Origin of the sequence: Muribacter muris (genome assembly GCF_004569585.1) — a bacterium.
Lineage (GTDB): Bacteria > Pseudomonadota > Gammaproteobacteria > Enterobacterales > Pasteurellaceae > Muribacter > Muribacter muris.
The window spans coordinates 76338-91417 of sequence record NZ_SPPA01000008.1 but is presented as its reverse complement, the minus strand read 5'-3'; the positions used below and the strand labels follow the sequence as shown (position 1 = coordinate 91417).

The 15080-nt window shown below is 45.2% G+C and carries 16 protein-coding genes and 1 pseudogene; 9 read left to right on the top strand and 8 right to left on the bottom strand.

The genetic code is table 11. The annotated features are described in order from the left end of the window. Positions 1 to 133 precede the first annotated feature (133 nt). Positions 134 to 616: pseudogene (locus E4T80_RS05135) on the top strand (inorganic pyrophosphatase); the annotation flags it as partial. A 292-nt stretch (positions 617 to 908) separates the two neighbouring features. On the opposite strand, the gene E4T80_RS05130 reads toward E4T80_RS05135, so the two are convergent. Both E4T80_RS05130 and E4T80_RS05125 read right to left on the bottom strand, forming a co-directional pair. Beyond that, positions 909 to 1388: a SprT family zinc-dependent metalloprotease gene (locus E4T80_RS05130; RefSeq protein ID WP_135055691.1), complete on the bottom strand. Its 480-nt coding sequence runs from the start codon at positions 1386 to 1388 to the stop codon at positions 909 to 911. A 17-nt stretch (positions 1389 to 1405) separates the two neighbouring features. Continuing rightward, positions 1406 to 2131 carry a ribonuclease T2 family protein gene (locus tag E4T80_RS05125; protein ID WP_135055686.1) on the bottom strand — a complete coding sequence of 242 codons (726 nt, stop codon included), beginning with the start codon at positions 2129 to 2131 and terminating at the stop codon, positions 1406 to 1408. 343 nt (positions 2132 to 2474) lie between these two features. Here E4T80_RS05125 and cysK point away from each other — a divergent pair, with 343 nt between their 5' ends. Beyond that, the gene (gene cysK, locus E4T80_RS05120; RefSeq protein ID WP_135055683.1) at positions 2475 to 3425 is read left to right on the top strand and encodes a cysteine synthase A; all 951 of its coding nucleotides are present in this window, start codon (positions 2475 to 2477) and stop codon (positions 3423 to 3425) included. 128 nt (positions 3426 to 3553) lie between these two features. Here the strand turns inward: cysK and E4T80_RS05115 are convergent, their stop codons facing one another. From E4T80_RS05115 to radC, 5 genes are all read right to left on the bottom strand, one after another. After that, complete coding sequence (locus E4T80_RS05115; protein WP_135055680.1) at positions 3554 to 5086, bottom strand: pyridoxal phosphate-dependent decarboxylase family protein; 1533 nt, start codon at positions 5084 to 5086, stop codon at positions 3554 to 3556. 328 nt (positions 5087 to 5414) lie between these two features. Then, complete coding sequence (locus tag E4T80_RS05110) at positions 5415 to 6779, bottom strand: diaminobutyrate--2-oxoglutarate transaminase (RefSeq protein ID WP_135055677.1); 1365 nt, start codon at positions 6777 to 6779, stop codon at positions 5415 to 5417. 338 nt (positions 6780 to 7117) lie between these two features. Next, positions 7118 to 7288 (bottom strand): 50S ribosomal protein L33, encoded by a 171-nt coding sequence (gene rpmG, locus E4T80_RS05105; protein ID WP_047977607.1) that lies wholly within the window; start codon positions 7286 to 7288, stop codon positions 7118 to 7120. Between the two features lie 11 nt (positions 7289 to 7299). Continuing rightward, positions 7300 to 7536 carry a 50S ribosomal protein L28 gene (rpmB, locus tag E4T80_RS05100; RefSeq protein WP_047977608.1) on the bottom strand — a complete coding sequence of 79 codons (237 nt, stop codon included), beginning with the start codon at positions 7534 to 7536 and terminating at the stop codon, positions 7300 to 7302. Between the two features lie 158 nt (positions 7537 to 7694). Further along, the gene (gene radC, locus E4T80_RS05095; RefSeq protein ID WP_135055703.1) at positions 7695 to 8366 is read right to left on the bottom strand and encodes a RadC family protein; all 672 of its coding nucleotides are present in this window, start codon (positions 8364 to 8366) and stop codon (positions 7695 to 7697) included. Between the two features lie 159 nt (positions 8367 to 8525). On the opposite strand from radC, the gene coaBC reads away from it, so the two are divergent. The 6 genes from coaBC (at position 8526) to crp (ending at position 12882) form a co-directional block, all read left to right on the top strand. Further along, the gene (gene coaBC, locus E4T80_RS05090; RefSeq protein WP_135055674.1) at positions 8526 to 9737 is read left to right on the top strand and encodes a bifunctional phosphopantothenoylcysteine decarboxylase/phosphopantothenate--cysteine ligase CoaBC; all 1212 of its coding nucleotides are present in this window, start codon (positions 8526 to 8528) and stop codon (positions 9735 to 9737) included. An 11-nt stretch (positions 9738 to 9748) separates the two neighbouring features. After that, complete coding sequence (gene dut, locus E4T80_RS05085) at positions 9749 to 10204, top strand: dUTP diphosphatase (protein WP_135055671.1); 456 nt, start codon at positions 9749 to 9751, stop codon at positions 10202 to 10204. Positions 10205 to 10235: 31 nt separating this feature from the next. Continuing rightward, positions 10236 to 10820: a nucleoid occlusion factor SlmA gene (slmA, locus tag E4T80_RS05080; protein ID WP_135055700.1), complete on the top strand. Its 585-nt coding sequence runs from the start codon at positions 10236 to 10238 to the stop codon at positions 10818 to 10820. Positions 10821 to 11013: 193 nt separating this feature from the next. Continuing rightward, a complete protein-coding gene (locus E4T80_RS05075) occupies positions 11014 to 11889 on the top strand; it encodes a glycosyltransferase family 8 protein (protein ID WP_194188938.1) in 876 nt (291 codons plus the stop codon). A 30-nt stretch (positions 11890 to 11919) separates the two neighbouring features. Next, complete coding sequence (locus tag E4T80_RS05070; protein WP_047977712.1) at positions 11920 to 12144, top strand: YheU family protein; 225 nt, start codon at positions 11920 to 11922, stop codon at positions 12142 to 12144. Positions 12145 to 12207: 63 nt separating this feature from the next. After that, the gene (gene crp, locus E4T80_RS05065; RefSeq protein WP_135055668.1) at positions 12208 to 12882 is read left to right on the top strand and encodes a cAMP-activated global transcriptional regulator CRP; all 675 of its coding nucleotides are present in this window, start codon (positions 12208 to 12210) and stop codon (positions 12880 to 12882) included. 296 nt (positions 12883 to 13178) lie between these two features. On the opposite strand, the gene E4T80_RS05060 is transcribed toward crp, so the two are convergent. Further along, positions 13179 to 13526, bottom strand: coding sequence for a ComEA family DNA-binding protein (locus tag E4T80_RS05060; protein WP_135055665.1), 348 nt, complete (start codon positions 13524 to 13526; stop codon positions 13179 to 13181). A gap of 218 nt (positions 13527 to 13744) precedes the next feature. Here E4T80_RS05060 and E4T80_RS05055 point away from each other — a divergent pair, with 218 nt between their 5' ends. Next, the gene (locus E4T80_RS05055) at positions 13745 to 15037 is read left to right on the top strand and encodes a LysM-like peptidoglycan-binding domain-containing protein (protein WP_135055662.1); all 1293 of its coding nucleotides are present in this window, start codon (positions 13745 to 13747) and stop codon (positions 15035 to 15037) included. Positions 15038 to 15080 lie beyond the last annotated feature (43 nt).

Below are 15080 nucleotides of genomic sequence, written 5' to 3'. Positions count from 1 at the left end.
TTAATTCACCATTGCCATATTTTAGAAACGGGTAATGAATCTTATCGATTTAAACATCGTAATTAAGAAATAATAAAAGTGGATCACTTTTAAAGGATCTTTGTGGTTCAATTTTGGAAGATCATTGCCCCCCCCGTTGAGCTTGATTAACACGGGCATTGAGGCAATTTCAGCAACTATCGGGCGAGAACCGAACGTTTGCATTATTGCAAAAGATGTGTGGCTCATTTTGAAAGAGAACGAAGCCTTATTAGAGCGTATCAAGTACACTCGCACGGGGATTTTAACCCCACAAATCTTTGCCGAACTTATCGGCGTGGAAACGGTGAAAATCGGTAGTGCCGTGCAAGAGAAAGACGGGGAATTAACCCCAATTTGGAGCGATAGCATCATTTTAGCCTATGTGCCGAGCCGAAGCGGTAAAAAGCAAGGCACAATCTACGAGCCGTCCTACGGCTACACTGTCCGCAGAAAAGGTGGGTTATTTGTGGATACCTACAAGGAGAAAGGCGGGAAAGTGGAGATTGTACGTTGTACCGACATTCACAAACCGCACCTAGTCGGCAAATCGGCGGGCTACTTAATCAAAGGCGGATTAACGCTTAAAAAGAAATAGCAATCATTCTGATAAAACCATTCAAAACTGCCTCACACGCCCCGAAAAAGGGGCGTTATTCATTTTGCCCGTTTTCCCGACCGTTTAAGCCTTCCGCACAAAATAATGCGGGATTAGGTTGTAATAGGTGAAATTTAGCGGATTATTCATAAAGACATACGATACAGAACAAGATAAAATGCAATTCATAATTCTACTTGCGTTCGCTTAAATCGTGATGAGCTTGTAAAAAAGTACCCGTACAAGTACCCAAAAGAAAAATAAAACAAGCAACAATCTAGTAAAATCAATATTAAAACCGATTAGATCGGTTGTGATTATCGCATACTTGATGGCAGTGCCGGCAAAAATATTGCCGTTGTTGGCGTAACACGGCATTATGGCGGCGTAAGGAAAGTCGGTGGCGCTGACAATGGCAAATATATTCAAATTGTTGGCCGACATTGCGGGTATCGAAACAATGATAAATCTCTGCCGGTACGTCTAAGACCTTTTCCATCATCATTTTCCATTCTTTGCCGTGGGGTTGAACCCGTCCGAATTGTTGATAAACCAAAATATGCGCTAACTCGTGCGGTACAACCTGTTGAATAAATGCCGTTCCATTTTCTTGCAATAAAATCGGGTTAAACCGAATTTCATTGCGTTGTAGATATGCAACGCCTGCTTTTAACCCTCTCACTGCATAACTAACACTTGGCGGTGTAAAGGTTTTATCGAAATAGCTGTTCGCTTTGGAGAGATCTCGTTGTAACTGACGTTGTACTTGCATTTTTAACTAGCGGAACATTAGCGAGGGCAATCCATTACATTCCAATGTCGATCGTAGCAAATATAGAGTTCATTTTTGCTTGCACCTAAATAAGCCGTTTTCAGTTCAGGATTATGCGATTTCAGCCACTGGAACAGTGCCTTTCTCGACATTGCCTCATTCGGCAACACGAGGCGATCAAACAAGGCTTTCTGCTTTGCAAAATATTGCTCGGCACTGTCAAAAGCACAGGCACCGTGCTTTTCCCACTGCCCTTGCAATAATGCCGCTCCCGGCGATTCCGGCAGATATTGCTTAATTAAAGCCACTGGTAACGGGGGCAAATCACCTTGACAAAAACGAGGATGATCCGCAGGTTCACGTGCTTGCCGACTTTGCGGCCACAAGCCGTGAATCACCCAGCCGAATTGACTCTCTTCGCCACATTGATATTGCAAATGACGTGGCGTATCACCCTCATTTTTATGTTTTTGTATCTCGCAAAAACCCGGTGACCAAGACAATGCCAACATATAGTAATCCACTTTTGCCGTGCGGTTTTGCCCTAACTTATCCTGTGCCATTACGGTATCATACTGCCCTAAATTTTGGGGAATATCCGCTAATACCCTTTGTTCGGTTTTCGTTGGTGCTTTACGCTCGTGCCGCTCATTGATAAACCAGTTGATCGCAGCAAGTATTAAAATCAGCCCGATAAATAACCACTGTATCATTTTACGCGTGCCAAGTTGAATCTGTTTCATTTATTCTCTACTCTTTAAAAACGCACTATGACGGAATTTAAACTGCCTTGCAAGCGGTCTGATTCCACCCATCTTTTACAAAATGCACTATTATGTCGCAAATAGATAAAAACAGCTATATTGACCGATACAGCCTTTTCACAAAATATGAGAAATATAGGCTGATACCGCTACGACATAATAATGAAACTTCGTGCTTATCCCAATTCATATTGCCAAAACCCTCTTAATTAACCGCTTTTATATGCCATTTAATTATATCAAATGCAATTCTTTTCATTAACTTCTACTTAAAAAACGGTATGCTTAACCCATTCATTGATTAAATAGAAAGGAAGACAAAATGACAATCTACGCAGACAATTCAGAAACAATCGGCAATACTCCGCTTGTTCGCTTAAAACATTTTGGGCAAAACGGTAATCTGTTAGTAAAAGTGGAAGGACGCAATCCGAGTTTTAGCGTGAAATGCCGTATCGGTGCCAATATGGTGTGGCAGGCGGAAAAAGACGGTATTTTAACCAAAGATAAGGAAATTGTGGATGCAACCAGCGGTAATACAGGGATTGCGTTAGCTTATGTTGCCGCCGCGCGTGGCTACAAACTCACCTTAACAATGCCCGAAACAATGAGTACCGAGCGTAAACGGCTGCTGCGTGGTCTAGGTGCAAATTTAGTGCTGACCGAAGGGGCAAAAGGAATGAAAGGCGCTATTGCCAAAGCGGAGGACATTGTCGCCAGCGATCCAAACCGTTATGTAATGCTGAAGCAGTTTGAAAACCCTGCCAATCCGGCGATCCACGAGCAAACCACCGGCCCTGAAATTTGGCAAGCGACCGAAGGGAATATTGATGTTTTCGTGGCAGGGGTCGGCACAGGCGGCACGATTACCGGTGTCAGCCGTTACCTCAAAAAAACGCAGGGCAAAGCGGTAATCAGTGTGGCAGTTGAGCCAAAAGAATCACCAGTGATTACGCAAACATTAAACGGCGAAGATATTCAACCCGGCCCGCACAAAATCCAAGGGATCGGCGCAGGTTTTATTCCCCAAAATCTCGATCTCAGCCTGATTGACCGCGTTGAGCAAGTGGATAGTGAAACTGCTATTGCGACTGCCCGTCGTATTATGGCAGAAGAAGGAATTTTAGTCGGGATTTCATCGGGTGCGGCGGTTGCAGCAGCGGATCGGATCGCCAAACTACCGGAATTTGCCGATAAAACCATTGTTGCTATTTTGCCGTCTGCATCAGAACGCTATCTCAGCACCTTGCTGTTTGAAGGCATTGAAGCATAAATTCTGAAATACTCCGAGATTATGTCGCAATAGCATAACGCAAATGATTGCTCATAGTAGGGACGCCACGCCGGCGTCCGTTTACAAGATCTGATCAAGCAAAAAAGATAACCTAACCGACCGCTTGTCTAGTCAATCGGCGGAATATATTCACCTTTCGCAATCGCCTCTTTGATCTTGTCCGCTTGGGTTTGCACTTGAGCAAGTAAGGCTTTTACATTATCAAGCGTTGCAATCGGGCTTAACGTAGTCATTTTGAGGGACTGCACATTACCGACTTTGGTTACGCCGATATTCGCTTCGCCGCGGGCAAACAATTCGTCCGCCACATTTTGATTGAGAGCGTCCAAATGCTCGCTCGGATACCCCTGTGGCACAACGCGGAATAGCACGGAGGCAAATTGCGGCTCAACCAGCAATTCTAAGCCTGCCGTTTGCTGAATGTAATCCGCAACTTGGCGGGTTAAATCGACCCCGTGATCAATCATCGAACCGTACAGCTCTTCACCTAAGGCTTCTACCGTAAACCACAATTTCAGCGCATCAAAACGGCGGGTGGTCTGCAATGATTTCGCCACCAAATTCGGCACGCCGTGCTGCTCGTCATAGTCGGAATTGAGATAGTCCGCTTTATAATCAATGAAACGGTAGTTATGCTCGTCCTTCAACAAAAATGCCCCGCACGAAATGGTTTGGAAAAAATGCTTATGGAAATCGAGGGTAACGGAATCGGCACGCTCCAAGCCATTGAGGAAATGACGGTAGCGGTTAGAAAGCAGTAACGCCCCGCCCCACGCCGCATCAACGTGCAACCAAATCCCTGCCTGTTGGCAAATCTCACTAATTTCCGCCAAAGGATCGATCGCCCCTGCATCCGTTGTGCCGGCAGTTGCCACCACACAAGCGATAATGTTGCCGTAAGCGGTCTGTTCTTGGATAATATTTGCAAGCGCCGCGACGTCCATCTGAGCATTTGAGCGGCACGGCACGGTGATGACGGACTGAAAGCCCATCCCCATCATCGCCATATTCTTCTGCACCGAAAAGTGCGCATTTTCCGAGCAAAGCACCTTCACCTTTGCCAACGCTTCGGGCAGCAATCCTGCCTGCTGCACCGACCATTCCGAGCCGTCCGCCTGCTGCCAATGCTTCGCAATGCACGCATCACGGGCAAGCAACACGCCCATTAAGTTTGATTGCGTGCCTCCCGAGGTAAACACGCCGGCTTGTCCCGTGCCATAGCCGACCTTTTGGCGTAACCAATCGATCAACTGCACTTCCATTAGCGATCCTGCCGGACTCTGATCCCACGAATCCATCGACTGATTCGTGGCGTTAATCAACACTTCGGCAACTTGGCTGGCAACCATCGTCGGACAATGTAAATGCGCCAACGAGTGCGGGTGATGCACTTTCAAACTTTTGTTCAAAAACAGATCCACCAAGCGTGCCAGTGATTTTTGCACGCCCAGCCCCGTTTTTGACGGACTAAAGGCAATTTCCGAGCGTAACTGCTTGATACTACCGCCCGTGTACATTTTTTCATTTTTTAGCCAAGCACTGACCGCTTGCACGGCTTCATTCATCGCCGTTTGATAATCAGCAATGGATTGCGCATCATTACAAAAAAGCGCTTGTTTGTGTTGGGAGAGATTTGTCATTCTATTTATTCCAAAATCCGTAAATACGCACTTGTGATCTATTATATTAACGCTTCGATATACGTTGAGATATGTACATTTTGATTCTTTCAAAAAAATAAAAAATGCTAACGCAATGATTGTAAACAAAAATCCTGCCACTAAAGCAGCTATTATGATTGCATCTATTTTCTCTGATGAAGTACAGAATAAAAACACAGAAACGAGTAAAAACGAGCCTACCGATAGGTAGATACTCATTTTCTTATATTTCTTCACCAAATATTCCCCAATAAGTTGCAGGATCAATTCAACAATTACTTGCATTAGCTAGCATTTAATTAAGTTATTATCCTCTCACCGCTTTCAATGCCTCTGCTACCGCTTGACTAAAGCGGTTAATCAGCTCTTCGCACTCGGCTTGAGTGATGATTAACGGGCAAAGAATCCGCACCACATTACCGCCACGTCCGCCCCGCTCAAGCAATAATTTGTGGTTAAAACAGGCTTTTTGGATCGCCGCCGCCAATTCGGTATCCGCCGGATATGCGCCGATACGATCTTTGGTTTGGCGTTCATCGACAATTTCAATCCCGATCATCAGCCCTTTGCCCCGTACATTGCCGATACAGCCGAACTGCTCACTTAGCCGTTTGAGTTCGGTTTGTAGGAACGCCCCCCGTTGCTCGGCATTGTGTGCCAAATTCTGTTCTTTCATTATTTTTAATGATGCATAGCCCGTTGCCATTGCCAGTTGATTGCCACGGAATGTGCCGGTATGCCCTGCCGGTTGCCACGCATCAAACTCTTTTTTAATTGCTAATACCGCTAACGGTAAGCTACCGCCCACAGCTTTAGACATTACAACCACATCAGGCTCAATGCCGGCGTGTTCAAAGGCGAACATTTTACCGGAACGGCAGAAACCGGCTTGGACTTCATCTAAAATTAAGACGATACCGTGTTTTTGCGTTACTTCATGGATTTTCTGCAACCATTTTACCGGTGCGGTTACTACGCCGCCTTCACCTTGAATCGCTTCCAAAATCACTGCCGCTGGTTTAACCACGCCGCTTTCCACATCTTCAATAAAGTTCTCAAAATAGTAAGTTAAAGCATCGACACCCGCTTCGCCGCCAATACCTAACGGGCAGCGGTATTCGTGTGGATAGGGCATAAATTGCACGCCCGCCATTAGGTTTTGTACGGCATTTTTTGCACTGAGATTGCCCGTCATTGATAATGAGCCGTGCGTCATTCCGTGATAACCGCCGGAAAATGCGATCACATTGCCCCGTCCGGTATAGGTTTTAGCCAGTTTAATCGCCGCTTCTGTGCCGTCCGCACCTGACGGCCCACAGAATTGGAGGCGATACTGATCTTTTGGAAAGAAAGCGAGCAATTCTTGAGTAAACGCATCTTTAAGCGGGGTAGTTAAATCTAAGGTGTGTAACGGTAAACCGCTCGCCAATACATCTTGAATCGCTTGGATAACCGCCGGGTGATTATGCCCAAGGGCTAATGTGCCCGCACCGGCTAAACAATCCAAATACTCGTTGCCTTCAACATCGGTTACCCAGCAACCTTGTGCTTTGGCAATCGCAAGGGGTAATTTTCTCGGATAACTACACACATTAGATTCCATTTGATTTTGGCGATCTAAATAATAGGCATTAGTGGCTTGGGAAATCGGGTTTACAGGGGTGTTTGTCATTTGAAAAAGACCTTCTTTAAGAGGTTAAAAAAATAAGTCGGGTGCCTTGCGGAAAGCCTAAGCTTTCTTATCCTGGAAGATAAGACGCCTTGGGGCATTTGACTCGCTACTTATTAAAAAAAGCGTTTCAGCTTTTTTGTTTTTGCCCTATCCTTTCTGAGGAAATAGGTTGGAAACGACGCCTTAAATAGCGTGGATATTTAAGGGCGGCTAATAGTACATTTTTCTAGCAAAAAGGGAAGTGTTTTTTGCGGAAATCGACCATTTTTCTGTACGATTTAAGCAAATAAAGAAAAACCCGACTGATTACAGTCGGGTTTGAAATGAGCATCAGCAAATTATTTGATTTTTGCTTCTTTGTAGATAACGTGTTTACGCACAACAGGATCAAATTTTTTGATTTCCATTTTTTCCGGCATATTACGTTTATTTTTGGTTGTTGTATAGAAATGACCTGTTTCTGCAGAAGAAACTAAGCGGATTTTCTCACGAGCGCCTTTAGCTGCCATTAGTTAGCTCCTTAGATTTTTTCACCACGAGCACGGATTTCAGCTAACACTGCATCAATGCCTTTTTTATCAATAATACGCATACCTTTCGCCGTTAAACGTAAGGTTACGAAACGTTTTTCACTCTCAACCCAAAAACGGTGAGTGTGAAGATTTGGAAGGAAACGACGTTTTGTCGCATTCATTGCGTGTGAGCGGTTGTTACCAACTGCCGGACGCTTGCCTGTTACTTGACAGACTCTAGACATTTGAAATTCTCCAATATTACTTAAGCTTAAGCTAAATGGTTCGGGTTATCAGGGCAATGCCTTCCGACTACCTCGTCAGGTATAAAACCCGACCCACAGACTATTTTAAAGACTGCGGATTATACTGATTTTAGTCAGCGCTTACAAGGGGAAATTTGTTAAATTTCCTGTTCCAGCTTATCTTCCTCGAATGAAAAATAATCGCCCTTACCGACAATAATATGATCGATAAATCGGATATCGACCAGATCGCACGCCATTTCAATCTTACGCGTTAAAAAACGATCCGCCCCGCTCGGCGTACAATTTCCGGACGGGTGATTATGCGCCACAATAATCGCCGCCGCATTATAACGCAAAGCCGCTTTAACCACTTCTCTGGGGTGAACGGAAGCTTGGTTAATCGTGCCGTAAAACATTTTTTCTTTTTTAATCAAGCGGTTTTGATTATCCAAAAACAGCACCATAAACACTTCACGCTCGTTGTCTTCCAGCTCCGATTGAAAATACATCACCGCCAATTCCGGCGAAGTGATGGCTTCGCTCATCTCCATTTGTTGAGAAAGGTAGCGTTTTGTCATCTCTTTGCTGGCTTGTAATTGAATATATTGTGTTTGCCCCAGCCCTCGCAGTTTGCAAAAAGCCTCCAAATCCGCAGTCAGTAATCCCCGCAGTGAACCGAAAGCAACTAGTACACTTTCGGCTAATGCCATTACCGGCAGATCTTTGATGCCCGTGCGTAAAAAGATTGCCAGTAATTCGGCATCGGTTAGGGCGGCTGCCCCCTCTTTTAATAATTTTTCTCTCGGCATTAAAGGCGAGTTTGCCATTTCGTTACTCCGTCTCATTGAAAGCATCAGCATAAAATGCCGTTTCAATTCACACAAAGACATATTGTGGGTTTTACGATACAGATCGCAAAATTAGGGGATTGTGAGTGAGTACCTATTTTCAGTACAATAGCACTATCTCAAGCAATGAGGCATTCTATGTTAAAAAATAAACATATTGTGGTCGGCATTACCGGCGGGATTGCCGCTTACAAAACCATTGAGTTAGTCCGCCTGCTCAAAACGGCAGGAGCAGAGGTGCGGGTAGTTCTCACCCCCGCTGCCGAAGCCTTTGTAACGCCTCTCACCTTACAAGCGATTTCGGGCAATGCGGTGTCAAATTCACTGCTCGATCCGCAAGCGGAGCTGGCGATGGGACATATAGAATTGGCAAAATGGGCAGATTTGGTTGTCATTGCGCCGGCAAGCGCCGATTTTATTGCCCGTTTACGACTTGGAATGGGCAACGATCTCCTTTCTACCCTCTGCCTTGCCACCCCTGCACCGATTTTAGTTGCGCCGGCAATGAACCAGCAGATGTACAAGCGGTCGATTGTGCAACAAAATCTGCAAAATTTGCGTGAACAGGGCGTGATGTTGATTGGGCCGAACAGCGGCTTTCAAGCCTGCGGCGATATAGGTGCGGGCAGAATGGCAGAGCCTGCCGAAATAATGCAGGCGATCCGAGATCATTTTTCAAATCAATCGGATTGGGCGGATCTGAGTGTCGTGATCACCGCAGGTCCGACCCGTGAAGCGATCGATCCGGTACGCTATATCAGTAATCACAGTTCGGGTAAAATGGGGTTTGCGATCGCCGCCGCTTTCGCGAAACGTGGGGCAAAAGTACATCTCATCGCCGGCCCCGTGCATCTTGCCACACCGGATAATGTGCAACGTACCGACGTTCAATCTGCCTTGGAAATGGCAGAGCAAGCGGTCAGTTTAGCCACAAAAAATGCTATTTTTATCGGCTGCGCCGCCGTCGCAGATTATCGTGTCGAACAGGTCGCCACCCATAAAATCAAAAAAACCGATGACAACGATAAATTCACCCTCACATTCGTCAAAAACCCCGATATTATTGCAAGTGTGGCGCATTTAACGGAAAATCGTCCCTTTGTGGTGGGTTTTGCTGCCGAAACGCAAAATGTCGCCGCCTATGCCAAAGCCAAATTAACCCGCAAAAAATTAGACTTAATTTGCGCAAACGATGTATCGGGCGGGCAAGTGTTCGGGCAAGATCAAAACGCCCTGCACCTCTTTTGGCAAAATGGCGAGAAAATGTTACCGCTTGCGGACAAATCCGCTCTTGCCGTGCAACTTGCCGAAGAAATTGTGGCACGTTACCGCCACAGCTTACCTCAATAGGAAAACAAAAAATGAAGCAAATCGACTTAAAAATTTTAGACCGCCGTATCGGGACGGAATTTCCGCTCCCGACTTATGCCACAGAAGGCTCTGCCGGCTTGGATCTGCGGGCGTTACTTGACCAGCCGCTTACGGTGGAAGCGGGGCAAACCGTGCTGATCCCGACAGGCATCGCGATCTACATCGCCGATCCTAATTTAGCGGCGGTGATCCTGCCCCGCTCCGGCTTGGGACATAAAAACGGCATCGTGCTCGGCAATTTAGTCGGGCTAATCGACTCCGATTATCAAGGGCCGCTAATGGTATCCCTGTGGAATCGTGGCGATCAGCCGTTCACCGTAAACGTGGGCGACCGCATTGCGCAAATGGTGTTTGTACCGGTGGTGCAGGCACAATTTAATTTAGTCAATGATTTTCAACAAACAGAACGAGGCGAGGGCGGTTTTGGACATTCAGGCAAACAATAACGAGATCACCACGGTAACCCCAACGGTTAAAATGCCGAAAAAGTCGATCAAAGAGCGTCAGCAACAAGTTTTAGAGGTGTTAATCGGCTTGCTCAATGCCGAAACGGGAATGCAACGTGTTACTACCGAGCGTCTTGCCAAGGCGGTCGGTGTGTCGGAGGGGGCGCTCTACCGCTATTTTCCGAGCAAAACCAAAATGTTTGAAGCCTTGATTGAGCGGATTGAATTTACGCTCAACGGCTATATCAATGTCAGCAAACGCCAAAACGATACGGAAACGGCAATAAAGGCAATTTTGCAAACTATTTTGGACTTTGCCCAGAAAAACCCCGGCGTTACCCGTATTCTCACCGGACACGCCTTGATGTTTGAAGATGCAATGTTGAAATCCCGTATCGCAAAATTTTTTGACGGCTTAGAGCTGCAATTTATGAACATTCTGCAAATGCGAAAATTACGCGAAGGGCGGGCATTCAACGATGAACGCGCATTAGCCGGCTATTTGGTCACATTTTGCGAAGGGCAATTTTTACGGTTGGTGCGTTCTAATTTTCAGTTTAACCAACACCAACATTTTGAAAAGCAGTGGGCGTTAATCAAGCCAGTATTTTATTAAACCTTAACCATTTCAAAAACGTGAATTTCGCTCACATTGTAGGGACGCCACACTTGCGTCCATTGATAACACATTGGAATAATTTGATTTACTAATGGACGCGAGTGTAGCGTCCCTATATTTGCATTAAAATAGCGATTTTTATGGATTTGCTAAATAATACCAAAGACAAATAATAACGTTAGGAAATATTATGTATGACAAACAAACAAACAAACAAACAAACAAACAAACAAACAAACAAACAAACAAACAAACAAACAAACAAACAAACAAACAAACAAACAAACAAACAAACAGTATTATTTTAGCGGCAGATAGCCGCTTTGCAACACAACTGATAACAACAATAAAATCAATTTGTTATCATAATACCCATTTACGCTTTTATGTATTAAATCGGGATTTTCCGACGGAATGGTTTGATTATTTAAACCGCTATCTCAACCAAATTGAGTGCCATATTTACGATATCAAAGTCAATTGCGAAGAAATCAAACACTATACTACATTCGAGCATATCGCCTCGGATTCAACCTTTTTTCGCTATTTTATTCCGCAATTTTTAGCGGACGAGATCACTCTCTATTTAGATTGCGATGTCATCGTAAACGGCAACTTAGATATGCTTTATCAGGTTGATTTAAAAGATAATTTTGTCGGTGCGGTAGTTGATCCGATCAATCCGGCAGAATTTAATGCCGGCGTATTACTCATCAATAATCAACGTTGGAAAGCAGAAAATATTACCCAAAAGGCGATGGCATATCATCAAACTCATTCCGAACAAATTAAAAACGGGGCAGATCAATATGTATTAAACGCATTGTTTAGACCGCATTGGCAACCGCTACACCCCTATGTGAATTACCAATTAGGATTGGATTTCGTCAACCAATATCAAGCGGACTTAATTGAAGATATCGGGGAGGATATTCCGCTTATTCTCCATTATAATACGGCGGCAAAACCTTGGTTACCCGGCTATCCGATGCGTTTTAGACATTTTTACTGGCACTACCACAATCTGGAATGGCGTAGCATCATTGAAAGGCATCAACCTCATTAAAAAACCGCTGAAATTTATTAAGGAAATATAATGATTATCCCTTGGCAATCATTGGAAGAAACAACCCTCTCGAATGTACTGGATTCCGTTATCTTGCGTGAAGGCACCGACTACGGCGAACAAGAACTCACCCTAGCAGAAAAGCGGGCAAGGTTAATGGCATTACTTGAAGCGGATAAAGCCGTCATTGTTTGGTCAGAACTTCATCAAAGCCTTGATATTAAAGATAAAAAATCTTTCTTAGGGAATATGTAAATTTCGTGGTAGAATCTTTACATTTAGATATGTTCTCTCGGTAAAGTCAGTTCAGAGGATCTTATGAAAGATGTTTCAATTTCAACAGCGCAACTGGAAAATGTGAGCCCGCCTCCGTCTATTCACGACCCTGCGGTTGAATGGTTTTTGACACATTGCCACATCCACCGCTACCCTGCCAAATATACCCTTATCCACGCAGGTGAAGATGCGCAATCTCTATTTTATATTATCAGTGGGGCGGTTTCCGTGTTCATCAAAGATGATGAAGGCAAAGAGATGCTGCTGACGAATTTAGGGCAGGGAGAATTTGTCGGTGAAATCGGCTTATTTGAAGAAAAAATCCAGCCGCGCACGGCGTGGGTACGCAGCAAGGGCAACTGTGAGATTGCGGAAATTTCCTATAAGAAATTCAAACAGTTAGTGCATCTTAATCCGGATATTTTGATGTATCTCTCCGCCCAAATGGCCCGCCGTTTACGAATGACCTCCCGCCAAGTCAGCAATCTTGCGTTTCTTGATGTTACCGGACGTATTGCCCAAACATTGATGAACCTAGCCAAAATGCCCGATGCGATGACCCACCCGCAAGGAATGCAGATCAAAATTACCCGCCAAGAAATCGGGCAAATGGTCGGCTGCTCACGGGAAACGGTCGGCAGAATTTTGAAAATGTTGGAAGATGACGGGCTGATCTCCGCCCACGGCAAAACCATTGTGGTCTATGGCACACGCTAATGCCACAGGCAAGCGGTCATTTCCGTGTCATTTTTCGCAAAATAGATAATAGCCTCTTCTATTCATATTACGGCATAGTATTGCGGTATTATGTAGCAAATGCACAAAAAATAGAAATTTTAACAGAATGTAGGGACACACTGCGTGTGTCCTTTATAAAAATCAAATTATTTCAATAGGTTAAAATCCGGACACACGCAGTGTGTCCCTACAAGTGAATAAAAACACCTTTGTACAACTGCTACATACTATTGTAGTATTGCAAAAAAGCGGTCGAAACCGACCGCTTGATTCAGCTATTCCAGTACAATCCGATCCCGATTCTTATCCAGCGTGGCTTTGCCGATACCGGACACTTCCGTCAGTTGCTCTGCATTTAAGAAACGTCCATTTTTCTCACGGTATTCGACAATCGCTTGCGCTTTTTTTGCCCCGATGCCGACTAATTTGTCCTGAATTTCTGCCGCAGTAGCGGTATTGATATTCACTTGGTTCAGATTAGCCGCAGCGGGTTTTAACTGTGATGATTGAGTTTGCTCCGCCGTGCCGGTTACACTACTCGGTTGCGGGGCTTCTGTCGCCAATACGCCCGCACTCAATAGTCCAAGTAAGATGCCCAAACGGTATGGTTTAAAACGTTTCATTTTCGCTCCTTTTTGATTGTAATTGCAACATTGCCTGCAGACCTTAGCCCGATGAACACGTTAAAACAACGTTCAAATATGATTTTTACGATCTCGATCGTAAAAATTAAATCGCCGCACATAACAAGCGTAATTTTTTGAAAATAACGTGCCGAATATAGAGAAATCCTTTAGAATAGCGATATTTTTCTGTTTAAATTATCATCTTGGAAAAGACAATGAATCAAAATAAATCTCGTATTGAACCCACATTTGGTGAAAAAGCGCCAACAAATCCTACTGTGCAAAATACCGCTGATATTAAAAGCCCGATTTCTGTTTCTGTGTCTTCCAACACTTCACCGGGGCATACATTCACCCCTGTGCTAAAACGTCCGGCGGAAGCGGCGCAAACGCTTTCAACCTTAGAAGAAAAGGCGATGCTCAACGAAAATCCGCCAACGGCTCAAACCGAAGAAAGTGCCCAATCTACACCGCCTAAAGCGGCCGGATTTGCGTTCTCACCGGTTGAAGAAAAACCTGAACAAACAACAAAGCCGGCGGAAAACCCACAACCGACCCAATCGGATACACCGGCAAACGATACGGCTAAATCCGAGCCGACAAACAGTGCTGAGCGGGTGATTCCGGCACATACAACACAACCGAAAAAAGCCTTAACCGACAAAGTACCGCCGAAATTCCGCCGTTTACTGTTAGTGCTTTTGCTGGCTCTTGCATTATTACTGGTCTTTTTCCTGTTGAAACCAAATACGCCTAAGAGCGTTGAAGCATTACAGGAACAAGGCACCAGTTTGCCGATTGAATTCCGCCCGGTAGATGAAGCGGAAGCCAAACGTGCCGAAGAGGAAGCCCGTGCATTGCAAGTCCAACAAACTGCAGCGGCGGAGCAAGCACAACAAGCGGTAACATCTGTGGAAAATAATGCAAATGTTACCGCCCCTGCTCAAGCGGAGCAGCCGGCTGTTACACCACCAACGGAATCTGCCCAACCAACCGAACCGGCAGCAACAGCCGTTACCACTGTGGCAAAACCGGTTGCGGTTGAACCCATCAAGAAACCGGACACGAGCGGCAGCGTAATTTATCAGCCTGAAACGGCAAAAGCCGAGCCGAAAAAAGTGGAGCGGTTAAAACCGACACCGCCAAAAACCGAGCCGAGTAAAACGGAAAAAGCCGTTCCGCCGGTAAAAACAACACACAGCACGGTGAAACCGAAAACCGAACCGACGCCGGCAGCGGTGGCAAAAACCGCAGAGCCGACTAGCCCGATTGTTTCCAGCAAGACCCTCACGGTGCCGAAAGGGGTGTCGTTAATGCAAGTCTTCCGAGATAACAACCTGAATATCTCCGATGTCAATGCAATGAGCAAGGTGAACAATGCGGTCAGCAACCTCAAGGTCGGAGAAAAAGTAACGGTACGCTTGGATAAGAACGGGCGTGTTGCCGAAATGAGCGTAAGCGCCGGCAAATATATCCGCCAAGCCAACGGCAGTTATACCTTTAAATAGAAACCAAAGAGCAACGCAACTCCGCGTTGCTCTTTTTGCCTTT

Excerpts from the sequence above, each read along its gene's own strand:
- E4T80_RS05130 (WP_135055691.1), bottom strand. The coding sequence starts at position 1,388 with ATGCAAGTACAACGTCAGTTACAACGAGATCTCTCCAAAGCGAACAGC.
- E4T80_RS05125 (WP_135055686.1), bottom strand. The coding sequence starts at position 2,131 with ATGAAACAGATTCAACTTGGCACGCGTAAAATGATACAGTGGTTATTT.
- cysK (WP_135055683.1), top strand. The coding sequence starts at position 2,475 with ATGACAATCTACGCAGACAATTCAGAAACAATCGGCAATACTCCGCTT.
- E4T80_RS05115 (WP_135055680.1), bottom strand. The coding sequence starts at position 5,086 with ATGACAAATCTCTCCCAACACAAACAAGCGCTTTTTTGTAATGATGCG.
- E4T80_RS05110 (WP_135055677.1), bottom strand. The coding sequence starts at position 6,779 with ATGACAAACACCCCTGTAAACCCGATTTCCCAAGCCACTAATGCCTAT.
- rpmG (WP_047977607.1), bottom strand. The coding sequence starts at position 7,288 with ATGGCAGCTAAAGGCGCTCGTGAGAAAATCCGCTTAGTTTCTTCTGCA.
- rpmB (WP_047977608.1), bottom strand. The coding sequence starts at position 7,536 with ATGTCTAGAGTCTGTCAAGTAACAGGCAAGCGTCCGGCAGTTGGTAAC.
- radC (WP_135055703.1), bottom strand. The coding sequence starts at position 8,366 with ATGGCAAACTCGCCTTTAATGCCGAGAGAAAAATTATTAAAAGAGGGG.
- coaBC (WP_135055674.1), top strand. The coding sequence starts at position 8,526 with ATGTTAAAAAATAAACATATTGTGGTCGGCATTACCGGCGGGATTGCC.
- dut (WP_135055671.1), top strand. The coding sequence starts at position 9,749 with ATGAAGCAAATCGACTTAAAAATTTTAGACCGCCGTATCGGGACGGAA.
- slmA (WP_135055700.1), top strand. The coding sequence starts at position 10,236 with ATGCCGAAAAAGTCGATCAAAGAGCGTCAGCAACAAGTTTTAGAGGTG.
- E4T80_RS05075 (WP_194188938.1), top strand. The coding sequence starts at position 11,014 with ATGTATGACAAACAAACAAACAAACAAACAAACAAACAAACAAACAAA.
- E4T80_RS05070 (WP_047977712.1), top strand. The coding sequence starts at position 11,920 with ATGATTATCCCTTGGCAATCATTGGAAGAAACAACCCTCTCGAATGTA.
- crp (WP_135055668.1), top strand. The coding sequence starts at position 12,208 with ATGAAAGATGTTTCAATTTCAACAGCGCAACTGGAAAATGTGAGCCCG.
- E4T80_RS05060 (WP_135055665.1), bottom strand. The coding sequence starts at position 13,526 with ATGAAACGTTTTAAACCATACCGTTTGGGCATCTTACTTGGACTATTG.
- E4T80_RS05055 (WP_135055662.1), top strand. The coding sequence starts at position 13,745 with ATGAATCAAAATAAATCTCGTATTGAACCCACATTTGGTGAAAAAGCG.